General features: G+C 71.3%; 16 protein-coding genes and 2 tRNA genes. 10 read left to right on the forward strand and 8 right to left on the reverse strand.

Annotation, left to right across the window (positions count from 1 at the left end; all coding sequences use genetic code 11):
• Positions 1-425: 425 nt before the first annotated feature.
• The 4 genes from IPI43_29995 (at position 426) to IPI43_30010 (ending at position 2,648) form a co-directional block, all read left to right on the forward strand.
• Positions 426-644 (forward strand): hypothetical protein, encoded by a 219-nt coding sequence (locus IPI43_29995; GenBank protein MBK7778294.1) that lies wholly within the window; start codon positions 426-428, stop codon positions 642-644.
• 310 nt (positions 645-954) lie between these two features.
• Complete coding sequence (locus tag IPI43_30000) at positions 955-1,146, forward strand: hypothetical protein (GenBank protein MBK7778295.1); 192 nt, start codon at positions 955-957, stop codon at positions 1,144-1,146.
• A 400-nt stretch (positions 1,147-1,546) separates the two neighbouring features.
• Positions 1,547-2,197, forward strand: coding sequence for a hypothetical protein (locus IPI43_30005; protein ID MBK7778296.1), 651 nt, complete (start codon positions 1,547-1,549; stop codon positions 2,195-2,197).
• A gap of 148 nt (positions 2,198-2,345) precedes the next feature.
• Positions 2,346-2,648 (forward strand): hypothetical protein, encoded by a 303-nt coding sequence (locus IPI43_30010; protein ID MBK7778297.1) that lies wholly within the window; start codon positions 2,346-2,348, stop codon positions 2,646-2,648.
• 831 nt (positions 2,649-3,479) lie between these two features.
• Here the strand turns inward: IPI43_30010 and IPI43_30015 are convergent.
• The 4 genes from IPI43_30015 to IPI43_30030 form a co-directional block, all read right to left on the reverse strand.
• Positions 3,480-4,028 carry a hypothetical protein gene (locus IPI43_30015; protein MBK7778298.1) on the reverse strand — a complete coding sequence of 183 codons (549 nt, stop codon included), beginning with the start codon at positions 4,026-4,028 and terminating at the stop codon, positions 3,480-3,482.
• A complete protein-coding gene (locus tag IPI43_30020; GenBank protein MBK7778299.1) occupies positions 4,025-4,282 on the reverse strand; it encodes a hypothetical protein in 258 nt (85 codons plus the stop codon). Before IPI43_30020 ends, IPI43_30015 begins: the two co-directional genes overlap by 4 nt.
• 166 nt (positions 4,283-4,448) lie before the next feature.
• The gene (locus IPI43_30025) at positions 4,449-4,616 is read right to left on the reverse strand and encodes a hypothetical protein (GenBank protein MBK7778300.1); all 168 of its coding nucleotides are present in this window, start codon (positions 4,614-4,616) and stop codon (positions 4,449-4,451) included.
• Entirely contained in the window at positions 4,610-5,362 is a 753-nt protein-coding gene (locus IPI43_30030) for a hypothetical protein (protein MBK7778301.1), read from the reverse strand. The genes IPI43_30025 and IPI43_30030 overlap by 7 nt, the downstream gene beginning before the upstream one ends.
• On the opposite strand from IPI43_30030, the gene IPI43_30035 reads away from it, so the two are divergent.
• Positions 5,361-5,693 carry a hypothetical protein gene (locus IPI43_30035; protein MBK7778302.1) on the forward strand — a complete coding sequence of 111 codons (333 nt, stop codon included), beginning with the start codon at positions 5,361-5,363 and terminating at the stop codon, positions 5,691-5,693. The genes IPI43_30030 and IPI43_30035 overlap by 2 nt on opposite strands.
• A 155-nt stretch (positions 5,694-5,848) precedes the next feature.
• Here the strand turns inward: IPI43_30035 and IPI43_30040 are convergent.
• From IPI43_30040 to IPI43_30050, 3 genes are all read right to left on the reverse strand, one after another.
• Positions 5,849-5,921, reverse strand: a tRNA-Glu gene (locus tag IPI43_30040).
• A gap of 39 nt (positions 5,922-5,960) precedes the next feature.
• Positions 5,961-6,032 (reverse strand) — tRNA-Gln (locus IPI43_30045).
• A 425-nt stretch (positions 6,033-6,457) separates the two neighbouring features.
• Positions 6,458-7,714: a CPBP family intramembrane metalloprotease gene (locus IPI43_30050; GenBank protein ID MBK7778303.1), complete on the reverse strand. Its 1,257-nt coding sequence runs from the start codon at positions 7,712-7,714 to the stop codon at positions 6,458-6,460.
• 58 nt (positions 7,715-7,772) lie between these two features.
• Between IPI43_30050 and IPI43_30055 the strand changes: the two genes are divergently transcribed.
• The gene (locus tag IPI43_30055) at positions 7,773-8,438 is read left to right on the forward strand and encodes a hypothetical protein (protein ID MBK7778304.1); all 666 of its coding nucleotides are present in this window, start codon (positions 7,773-7,775) and stop codon (positions 8,436-8,438) included.
• Positions 8,439-8,582: 144 nt separating this feature from the next.
• On the opposite strand, the gene IPI43_30060 is transcribed toward IPI43_30055, so the two are convergent.
• On the reverse strand, positions 8,583-8,759 hold the full coding sequence (locus IPI43_30060; protein MBK7778305.1) for a hypothetical protein: 177 nt from the start codon (positions 8,757-8,759) through the stop codon (positions 8,583-8,585).
• Positions 8,760-9,201: 442 nt separating this feature from the next.
• Between IPI43_30060 and IPI43_30065 the strand changes: the two genes are divergently transcribed.
• The 4 genes from IPI43_30065 to IPI43_30080 all read left to right on the forward strand — a co-directional run.
• Positions 9,202-9,405, forward strand: a complete 204-nt coding sequence (locus IPI43_30065; GenBank protein ID MBK7778306.1) for a hypothetical protein — start codon at positions 9,202-9,204, stop codon at positions 9,403-9,405.
• 22 nt (positions 9,406-9,427) lie between these two features.
• On the forward strand, positions 9,428-9,751 hold the full coding sequence (locus tag IPI43_30070; GenBank protein MBK7778307.1) for a hypothetical protein: 324 nt from the start codon (positions 9,428-9,430) through the stop codon (positions 9,749-9,751).
• A gap of 1 nt (position 9,752) precedes the next feature.
• Positions 9,753-10,322 carry a hypothetical protein gene (locus IPI43_30075; GenBank protein ID MBK7778308.1) on the forward strand — a complete coding sequence of 190 codons (570 nt, stop codon included), beginning with the start codon at positions 9,753-9,755 and terminating at the stop codon, positions 10,320-10,322.
• A 3-nt stretch (positions 10,323-10,325) separates the two neighbouring features.
• On the forward strand, positions 10,326-10,811 hold a 486-nt coding region (locus IPI43_30080; GenBank protein MBK7778309.1), incomplete at its 3' end, for a hypothetical protein.

The raw sequence follows: 10,811 nt of genomic DNA on the forward strand, positions 1-10,811 counted from the left end.
CGCGCTCGCGCACGCCATCGAGGGCGCCATCGACGCCGAGGCCTGGGCCAAGACGGGCGCCGTCGAGTGGACGCTCGCCGACCGCAACACGCTCCTGTGGGACCGCCAGCGTATGCCGGTGCGGGTGCTGCACACGGACACCTCGGTGATGGTCGACTCACCACCCGCCAAGGTAAGGCGTGGAAGGACGGCTAGCCCGTCACCGGCGAGGAGCTCACGGCCGCGCTGGCCTACGGCTGGGCCGCCTGGGCCAACGACCTGTTCTGGCTCAACCCGCTGGTGAAGCTGTTCGATGACGGCGTCTCGCGCGAGAAGATCACGCTCACCGGCGACGACACCGATGGCAAGGTCGGCTTGCTGGTCTCGTACAGCAAGGGCGGCGTGACGCCGGGTGATCGTTACCTGTGGATCCTGGACGCGCGCGATTGGCCTCCATCGCGTGGCGCATGTGGACCACCGTGTTCCCGGTGTCCGGTATCCGCGTGAGCTGGGACGACTGGGTGAAGCTCGACACCGGCGCGTACATCGCCACCAAGCACCGGCTGCCCGGCCTCTCCATCGATGTCACGGGGTTGCGCGCGGCCGCTACGCTGAAGGACCTGGTAGGTGCAGATGATCCCTTTGCGCCTCTGTATCAGCCGTAGGCGCGTTCGAGGTCTCGGCGGCGAGGCCGATTCACCGGCGATGCCAGGCGAGGGGATATACTCGGTCAGGTGGGGGCTGTACGGCCTCCGCGCGCCTCGGCGGTCGGCCCGGGGTGGAGACGTACCGGCACGCGCGCCATCACCGGCCAGGCCGTGAGCGTGGATCGGATCGATCCGCGGCTCACCGCGCGGCGCCCTGATCTCGAGCGCATCACCGAGGCCCTCACCTGTGCCTCGCTGGTGCGCCACCCCACGCTGGTGCGCTCGCTGGAGCTGGCCGCCGCGCCCGACGCGCACTACTGCGAGAGTGGTGCGGGGGACACTCGCTGGCGGCGCTGCTCGATGCGGTGGAGCCGCGCACGGTCGCGGGCGCTCGCCGCCGTGGCTGTCGCTGCACCTGGCGGCCGAGGTCCTCACCGCGCTCACCGTCGTCCATGCCGAGGGGCGGGCGCACGGCGCGCTGGACGCGGACGTGGTGCGAGGACGGATCGCGGCGACGTGAAGGTCGATGGCGCGATGGTCTACGTGGCGCTCGACCTGTCTCAGCCGATGTTGTCGCCCGAGGGCGGCCGCCTCGACCCAGGCCGATCTGTTCGCGGTGGGTGTGCTCTTGTACCGCGCGCTGACCGGCCGACGTCCCTTCGAGGGCGGCAGCTACCCGGCCACGCGCGGCTCCTCCGAGCGCCGAGCGCGTGGCGCTCCTCGGTCCCCACGAGCCGTCGCTGCCGCGCAGCGTGGACTCGCTGGTGCTACGCCCGCTCTCCACCGACCCCGAGCTGCGTGCCGGCCCGGCGGAGGCCGCGCGCGCTGGCCGAGGTGCTGGCGGGTGCCGGTGATCAGACGCCGCGAACGCCCGAGGACGTGCGCCAGGCGTTCCACGCGCTGGTGGGTGCCAGGATCCGTTGCCGCCGGCGCGAGTGGTGGCGCCGCGCCGCGTGGTGAGCCACGCCGGCCGCGCGCTGCCGCTGGGCGCGCCCTCGTACGAGCCGGTGCCCATCGTGGCGCGCCAGGACATGCAGTGGGACCACGTCACCAACGAGTTCGAGCTGATGTGGACACGCCGCCCTGGCCCCTCGGTGCCCGCCGCGCTGGAGGCCGCGCTGTTGTATCTCACGCTGGCTTTGACGGCGACATCGAGCGCGCCGGAGAACCTGGCGCACCTGGCGCACGTGTGGCGCAGCGCGAGCTCGCGGCCGCGGCTGGTGGCGCGAACACGCACGTCGTGGCTCGACGCCGATCGCTTCGCGGCGCTGGCGGGGATCGAGGGCCTGGCCGAGGAGGGCGCGACGCTGCGCGCGGTGACGCACGTGGGCGACCTGGCCAACACCAGCCTCTTGGCGCTGCTGGCCGAGCTGGCCCGCGCGCGCCACCGGCAGCCCGATGATCATGGACCCGGTGGAGCCGCGCACCTCGCGCCGCACCATCCGGCTCGTGGAGGGCGATCGCCAGCGTGGACTCGAAGTACCCGGGCCACCAGCTGCCGGAGCTGCTGGCGGCGGGGGGCCTGCTGGACTCGCAGGAGCTCGGCGCGCTGTTCCGCGATGCGATCCTGACTGGGCGGCTGCTGCTCGAGCTGGTGGCCGAGCGCCGCCGTCTGCCGCGCCGAGCGCCTGTGGGCCAGGGTCTGGACCGAGCGCTCGGTGATGACGGTGCACGCGGCGCGGCGGCGCGCCTTCGACGCCCTCGCCGGTCCCGCGCGAGGTGCCCACTGCGGCGCCCAGCGCGGCCGGCTTGCTCATCGAGGCCGCCCGCCGCGCCAAGACGCCCGAGGAGCTGCGCCAGTGGGCCGCCTCGCGCCGCGTCTCGTACTACGCGGTGGCCTCGGACTTCGAGCCGTGGACCCGGGCTCTGGCGCTCGACGAGCGGCTCGGCACGCTGTCGCGCGAGCTATCGCGCCACCACACCATCGACGAGACGGTGCGCCGCACGCCTGGCGACGCCGGCGCTATCTTCTTGCTGGCATACTTGTTCAGCGAGACGCGCGCGCTGGTGTTCTCGGGCTGATCGCGCGTCCTGGACCGACCCGCCCCGCGCCTGGCAGCGGGCGCCGCCCTGCGTCCTGGCCACCTGCATCGTCGCTGCGCTCGGCCGCCATGGCCCGCGAGATCCCGGCCCCCCGGCTTGCGGCCAGCGCGACATCGCGGGTGGCCTCGCCCAGGCGATCACGCAGCGCGCGCACGGCGTCTGACCCGATACCCTCGCGCGAGGAGGCCGCGTCCAGCAGCGCCAGGTGCAGGTTCTGGAGATCCAGGATGATCTGCGCGCCGCCCGACTCCAGCTCGCGACGCCGCTTTGCCCAGCTGCTCGAGCTGCGTGCGCTGTAGCTGCATCGCGCCCAGCGTGCGCTGCGCCTCGGCGCGCGCCCGGGGGCTGCGCCTGCGGACAGGCTTCGCTGGCCCGGCGCTCGGCCTCGGCCAGCGCGTTGAGGTCCAGCGCACCCAGGGCTCGCCCGATCCGCTCCAGCGCGGTGCTGTCGCGACAGCTGCGCGAGCGCGCGATCGATCTGCGCGCCCAGCTCGGCCGCGGTCTCGGCGTGGGCCTTGTCGTCGGCCAAGATCTGTGGACCTCAGCGCGGATGCGCAGGGCCTCGGTCAGCGTCTTGAGTTGCTGGCCTGGCCTGCGCCACCAGCTCGGCTACCCTTCACCGGCGCTCAGCTCGCCCAGCGCGCCGCCGCCATCTTCTTGACCAGCGGCGCAGAGACATGATGCCCAGGCCGATGACGATCGCCAGACCAGGAGCCGGAACAACATCGCGGCGCTACTCTACCCCCAAGAAGAACAGGCGCCACACCCGCATCGACCCGAACTTCTGGAGGAACGCCGGATCGAGGGAGTTCAGCCCACCTCGCCCAGTTTAAAGGCCTCGGCCGCCTTGATGGCCGCGTAGACCCGGCCGGCCGGGGTGGCCAGCGCCGAGGTCTTCAGCCGCGTGCCCAGCGCCTCCGCCTTGGCCTCGGCCAGGTCGCCCTCGGCCTCCGAGGCGGTATAGAAGGCGTCGGCCTCGGCGCGGCGCTTGCGGTCGTACTGCAGGGCGCGCGACTGGATCTCGGCGATCTGCACCTCGTACTGCGTCTTGAGCGCCTCGATCTTGGCGTTCCACCCTCGCGCTTGAGGTTGATGTCCTTCTGGATGCCTTGCTCGAAGGTGTCGGTCTCCTGCACGCCCACCGACTCCCTGCCGCTTGGCCTCGTCCAGCTTGCCCTGCACCACGGAGTACTGCTTGTTCTGCAGCTTCTGCTCGTACTCATCGCGGAAGCGGATGGAGCGGATGACCACCTGCTCGGCCACCACGTGGTACTGCTCGAGCGCGGCGTTGAGCTTGGGCAGGATGTCGGCGGCGGTCTTCTGGCGCTGGTCGGCCTGCTGCACGTCGGTGTTGCTCATAGCGGCGATGCCTTCCAGCAGCACGCCGGTGGCGGTGAGCGGACCTTGTCGGCGTAGCTGTCTGCGAAGCCCTCGCGGATGATGCGCCACGCGCTGCCGTCCTTGATGCGCCAAGGCACCGTCACGTCCACGAACAGGACGTTGTTCTCCTTGGTGCGCACCTCCAGCGCGGGGGCCTCGGCGGCCGGGCCGTCGTTGTAGTCGAGGTAGCGGATGGTGCGGGGCAGGTGGTGGAACTTGTGCAGGCCGATCACCGAGAGGTGATAGCCGAGGCCGAAGTCCTCCTCGCTGATGCCACCCAGGGAGCGACTGGCGCACGCCGATCTCCCAGGGCTCCACCCGCGTGAGCAGGAACTTGGGCAAGATCCAAATGGCCAGATACACAACCAAGACGATCTACAAAACGCACATGAACATAACTCACTGACCTCCGGCGGGGGCCGCGGGCGCGGCGGGGGCTGAGACGGCGCCGGGGCGACCACCGCTGATGTAGCGCAGGTCCAGCGGCGTGCTCATGGGCACCACCGGCGTGGCGCGCACCCGCTGCAGCTGCGGGAACACGTGCTCGGCGATCACCGAGTTCAGCACGTCGGGCCCCTGCGCGCGGACTGGCGCTGACGCGCGCCACCACACCGGCCTCCTTGCGGTACGCCACCTCGTTGGCCGGCGCGCGTGACCTTCTCGTCGCGGTACGCGCGGCCCGAGGCGTCGCGCTCGATGAAGTACTTGCCGGCCTCACGCTGCACGGCCAGCAGCTTGTTCTCGGCGCCCTTCTTCTGGGCCTCCGAGGTCGGCGCAAGGTCTGGTACTCGGCGTTCTTCTCTTGCTCGATGGCCTGCACCTTGAGGCCCGACTCCAGCTCCAGCTTGCGGCGCTTCTCGGCCTGCACCTCGATCTCCTGCTCGGCGCCCTGACGATGCTCTGATGGCCTTCCTCCACGCGCCTCGAACTTGGGCTTGGGCGTCACGATCTGGTGACCTCCAGGCCGTGGGCTCGAGACGGAGGTTCAGACGGCGGCGCGCCTCGATGGTGGCCGCGCCGTAGGTGGTGGGGTTGGCCACCTCGATGAAGCTGTTGCGGCCGAACTCGTCGCGCAGGATCTCGCGGGCGTGGGTGGCCACCAGATCGTTCTTGAAGGCGTCACCGGGCCCCGAGCTCTCCAGCACACGCACCGCCGCGCTGGGGATGACCTGGTAGTGCACCTCCATGCGGTCGAAGTAGAAGTTGGAGCCGTCGCTGGCGCGCACGGTCAGCTTCTTGGTGAGCTGGCCGGTGCGATCGTCTTCGGGAGCCGAGCTGCCGCGGCGCCCACGGCCCACGTTGTCGTCGGCCATGACCAAGATCTGCGGCCGACGCTCCAGCTTCTACCGTCTGCAGGCCGGGGATAAACGTCTTGATGCCCTGGTCGAGGACCACCGCGCCGGGGGGGCCGAGGAGGGACACGCCGGTGTTGTTGTAGATGACCGCTGCCTCGCCGGGCTCGATCTCCACGCAGCCGCCGTGGCCGAGCAGCGTGTCGAAGGTGAACACGGCCACCGCCACCAAGGGCAGCAGCATGCGTGTGGTGGGTCGAGGGCTGCCGCGCAGCTTCTGGAGGAGGTCGCCGAGCTTGGCCATGGGCCTACCGTAGTCGTGTATCTGCAGGCGTCCAGACACGGGGTGTAGATTGTGCAGTTGGTCGGCGATCCGCCGGAGCGAACGAGCAGTCCGTCGCGGAGAGACCACGTCCATGCCCCACCCGCGCGCCACGATCCGCGCGCTCGGGCCTTAAGCAGAAGGCCCCGGCACTCCTGAGAGCGCCGGGGCCTTCGGATCCCGGATGACCCCACGGAGACTCGAACTCCGGTCTGCGGCGTGAGAGGCCGCCGTCCTGAACCGCTAGACGATGGGGCCGATGCCATTTTCCGACGTCTGACCGTCGGATCTCACTGATTGGGGCACAAGGATTTGAACCTCGATAAACAGAGTCAGAATCTGCTGTCCTGCCAATTAGACGATGCCCCAGTAACTATCTATGTCTGCCTTGTCAAAGCTTTATTTGGGATATCTCGAACTTCATCGGGTCTGCGCCTCGGCCTTGATCACGTAGATAAAGACCCCGTTGTTGACCTGATAGATGTTGATGCCTTCCCAGCCTGACCCCTCCGCGTGTTGGCGATATGGATCGCCTTCACCTTCGGTGTCGATGCAACACTCCGCCACACAATCCCCGGCTGGCGACCGTAGACGCTCCGGAAGAACCGGATGGTCTTGTCCCAGTCCTGCGGGGACTTGAAGCGGTCCTCTTCGATTTTCACCGCCCCATCGATGACAGCCGCGCCGTGAACGGAGGCCGCAAGAGCATCAGTGGGTACAGCTGCCGTCAGGGTAGCCGCGGTGACGCCGAGGCCAACCACCACGCGCAAGCCCGCGCCGACACGGGAGGAGGGTTAGAGAAATCTGTTCGCGCTGTCAAGCACATTGCGCGGCGCCGCCGCCCGCCCCCGCCCCGGGGGGGGGCGGGGCCGGGGGCCGGGGCGCGGGGGGGGGGGGGGGGCGGGGGCGGGGGGGGGGGGCTTGTGGAGCCAGGACGGGTCCCGCGGCCGGCAAAGCCGGACCGCACCCGTCCATCCACGCCACGCGGACGTGGCGAATTCGAGTGGAACCAGGACGGGTCCCGCGGCCGGCAAAGCCGGACCGCACCCGTCCATCCACGCCACGAGGACGTGGCGAATTCGTGTGGAGCCAGGACGGGTCCCGCGGCCGGCAGAGCCGGACCGCACCCGTCCATCCACGCCACGAAGACGGGGCGGAAATCGACTGCGCCTCCCGCACCCACCCAGCGAGATCCGACGCTCGAGGGCCAGCAGGTCCATCGACAGCGCGGCCACCACGTGGACGGCCCATGCGTACCAGAACGACCGCGCGCGCAGCGCGAACACGCCCAGCGCGAGCCCGGCGACGACGGACCCCAGCGCCTCGGCGAAGGGCTTGTTGGCGTGCATGAGGGCGAACGGGATGTTGCCCACGAAGATGCCCAGGATCCCCAGGCGCGCGTGGAGTCCCAGCGTCAGGAAGCCGCGGAAGAAGTACTCCCAGCCCAGGAAGTACACGGCGTAGGCCAGCTCGTACACGACCAGCCACACCAGCCAGTCGCTGGGCTGGCCGCTGGTGGCGTAGTCGACGGCCTTGTCCCCGAGCCAGTCCGAGATCGGGTAGTAGCGGTAGAAGGACGAGTCGCGGCTGGCCACGAAGATCACCGGGAGCATCACCGCCAGGAGCACAGCGCTGCCCTTGAGCCCGTACCGCCGGTCGCCCAGACCCAGGCCGAGGCCGAAGTGCGGGGCGGTCATGCCGGCTTGGCTCGGCGAGGTCTCGGGGATCGGCGGCCCGCCATCAGGTCCACGCGCCGCCGACGCCTCGCCCCGAGACAGCCATGCCAGCGTGGCCAGCGGGACGAGGCCCAGCAGCACGGCCGCGCTGGCGAACCACCAGAGGTCGGCGAACACCAAGAACCGCGGGTGGTTACCGAGTCCCCACTGGAAGCGCTGGAAGGCCGCGGGCGAGCCGTAGGCCCGGAAGACGGTCAGGACCACCGCCGACACGGTGAGGATCGCGGCGGTGTGGCGGTCCCAGCCCCGCGTGATCCAGGCCCACTCGGCCTCGTCGAGCCCGAGGAGCGAGCGGAGCCGCTTGAGCCGCGTCACGGACCCGGCTTCGCGCGAAGGCGTGACGAGGTCAACCGCACGGCGGTATGCTCGACGGATGTTGCGCTCGTCCCCCGCAGTCACGGCTGCGCTCCTCGCCCTCGGGATCGCCGGGCCCGCGTCGGCCACCATCATGGTCCCGCTGTCGCTCGCGGAGCTCGCCACCGAGTCCACCGCCATCGTGCGTGCGCGCGTGCTCGATCGCAGCGCCGTCTGGGACGATGAGCGTAAGCGCATCTACACCACGACCGTGCTCGAGGTGGTGGAGTCGGTGTACTCGGTCGCGCCGTTGGGTCGCGAGATCCGCGTGCGCACGCTGGGCGGTGAGGTCGGCGAGGTCGGCATGAAGGTCGCCGGTACGCCGGACCTGAAGCTCGGCGAAGAGGTGCTGCTGTTCCTGCGCCCCGACGGCAAGGTGCCCACCAGCTTCGCCGTCATCGGCATGAACCAGGGCCGCTTCTCGATGCGCACCGACTCCGCCGGGCGCCTCATCGCCACGCCCACCTGGGATGGGATCGCGTTCGCGCGGCCCGGCAATGACGGCGTGCTGCGCGTCGCTGGTCACGAGACGCCTACGAGAAGCCGTTACCTCGAGCTGCGCACCCAGATCCTCGCCTTGCGCGCCCAGGCCGCTGCGCCGGCCGCGCCCGCGGCCCCGCAAGCGCCCGCCGTGCCCGCCGCGCCGGCCGCGCCCGCGTCGCCCGTCGCCCCCACCGGCAAGTGACTCGATGCTCGCGCGCACCGCACCTGCCGGGCGCGGGCGCTCGCGGCTCCACTGCTGACGTCCCTGCTCGCCACCGGCCCTGCGGTGGCCTTCGAGCTCACGCCCGTCGCCGGGCAGCCCACGCTGGCCAGCGCCCACCCAGCACTACCTCGTCGAGCGCAGCGCGGCCTTGCCCGGCCTCGGCGCGGCCACGCGCGCGGCCTTCGATGCCTGGACGGCGGTGCCGGGCTCGAGCTGGACTGCGGCGCCCACCAGCACCGCCGCGAGCATCGTGGTGCGCGAGGCGCGCCCCGGCGAGGTCAGCGACGCCTTGGCGATCACGCTGCGCTCCTATGTGGTGGGCACCGCAACCCTCACGCGGGCGGGAGATCCTGCTGGGCGCCGACGGCGTGCCGCTCGGCGAGGCAGCGGTCGCTACGATCTGGTGAGCGTGCTCGTGCACGAGGCCGGTCACGCGCTCGGGCTGGCCCCACACCTGCGGCGATCGCGGGGCCACGTATCCTTCGTGCTTCGAGCTCGACGGGCTGCCGGCGCGCCAGCGCGCGGATCCTGGGCGCGGTCATGGCGCCCACCATCGCGCTCGAGGAGGCGCGGCGTGCGCCCACGACCGACGACGCCGAGGGCCTGGTCGCGCTGTACCCCGGCACCCGCGGCCCGCGCCCGTGCTCGGTGCGCTCGGACTGGCCTGCCCGGACGCGGCGTGGGTGCTGGAGGTGGACGCGCCGCAGCGGGTGGAGCGCGCTGGCGCGACGAGGACGGGCGTTTGACCGACGCGGTGGTGCGGCTGCGCCTGCAGGATCGGGTGGTGCTGGATGCGCCGCGAGGGCCTCTCGACCTCGTCGTCGACGATCCGGCCGCGGCCAGCCGCGCGGTGTGGGTCGAGCCCTCGGTCACGCCGTGCCCGGTCGACGCCGTCGACGCCGGGGCCAGCGTGCCGCCCACGACCGCGGGCGAGGCCGCTCGCTGACCCAGCCGACGGACCTGGCGGTATGGGTGCTGAGCGTGGCGCTGCTGGCCTGGGGTCGGCGCCCGCGGAGGTCTACGTGAGCATGTGGCGGAGCTTGATCGTGCTGGCCTTGGTGGCGCCTGCGCCCGCCGCGTGGGCCTACAAATGCACGCGGACGGCCATCACCAGCGGGCCTTCGCTGACGTGGCGCGCGCGCCAGGTGAGCTGGGTGCTGGACAGCGACCTCACCGGGGACATCGCCAACAAGGCCGCCACGCGCGCGACCATCAAGGCCTCCTTCCAGACGTGGACACACGTACCGTGCTCGGATCCGGCTTCGTGCTGGCCGAGGTCCGCGGCGACGTGAAGTGGCCGAGGCCCCCGACGCCGGTCCCTTCGAGAACGTCGTGACCTTCGTGGCCAGCGGCTGGGACTATGACCGGGCGATCATCGCGCTCACCACCACGACCTTCGACGATCGCGGCCAGATCAAGGACGCCGACATCGAGCTCAACGATCAGCACTTCGAGTTCTTCGTGGACGGCAAGGCCTGCGCGCCGGCGGTAGGCCGGATGGACCTGCGCAACACGCTCACGCACGAGGTGGGTCACGTGCTGGGCCTGGACCACCCGCCGATCGGCCTGCGTACGAAGACGCCACCATGTACGCCAGCGCGCCGCCCTGCGAGACCATCAAGCTCGCTGGCCGACGACGACATGGCGGGCCTGTGCGCCATCTACCCCATCGGCGCCGCCAACCAGCCCTGCTTCCCGGCCGACGGCTCGGGGTTCGTGGTGGTGGACGAGGACGACGGCCTCGGCTGCACCACCACCGGCGGCGCGCTCCGGGCCCACGCTCGCGCGCTGGTGCTCGGGTGGGTCGCGCGTCGCGAGCGTCGCGCCCGGGGCGCCGGCGCGCGCTCATCGAGGGGGGCCTAGGCCATGCGGCGTCTGCTCCAGTACACCGCCGCCCGCGGTCGCCTGACGATGCTGCTGTTGGTGGCTCAGGTCGCGTGCGCGCAGTCCGTCGTGACCGCTCCCGGCGAGCCCGGCGATGGGGGCGCCCCGCTGGACACACTCGATGGTGGGCCCGGGGCGCGCGCCGATGTGCGGCCTTCGCCGCGTGACGCGCAGGTCCAGCCCGCCGACGCCGAGGCCGATGGTGGTCTCGTGGCGCGCGACAGCGGTGAGCCCATGAGCGCCTGCATGACCGAGCTCCGACAGGACATCCAGGTGCCCTCGCCGAACGCACCGCACGGGTTCCAGGGTGTGCGCGCGCTGGTGTTCGACGCCTCGCGGAGGCTGCACGTCCTGTCGCGCCAGGGGCCGCCGTTCACCGACTGGGTGTCGGTGCACGAGCCCGCGCCCGACTATCGGCTCGTCCGCGGCTTCGGGCGCGAGCAGATCCGCGCGGCCCAAGACGTGGTC

The organism is Sandaracinaceae bacterium (assembly GCA_016706685.1).
Lineage (GTDB): Bacteria > Myxococcota_A > Polyangia > Polyangiales > Houyiibacteriaceae > JADJJE01.

What these genes read in the sequence shown, in the direction of transcription:
- IPI43_30070 (MBK7778307.1), top strand. Translation starts at nt 9,428, where the DNA reads ATGGGTGCTGAGCGTGGCGCTGCTGGCCTGGGGTCGGCGCCCGCGGAG.
- IPI43_30035 (MBK7778302.1), top strand. Translation starts at nt 5,361, where the DNA reads ATGACCAAGATCTGCGGCCGACGCTCCAGCTTCTACCGTCTGCAGGCC.
- IPI43_30015 (MBK7778298.1), bottom strand. Translation starts at nt 4,028, where the DNA reads ATGAGCAACACCGACGTGCAGCAGGCCGACCAGCGCCAGAAGACCGCC.
- IPI43_30055 (MBK7778304.1), top strand. Translation starts at nt 7,773, where the DNA reads ATGTTGCGCTCGTCCCCCGCAGTCACGGCTGCGCTCCTCGCCCTCGGG.
- IPI43_30030 (MBK7778301.1), bottom strand. Translation starts at nt 5,362, where the DNA reads ATGGCCGACGACAACGTGGGCCGTGGGCGCCGCGGCAGCTCGGCTCCC.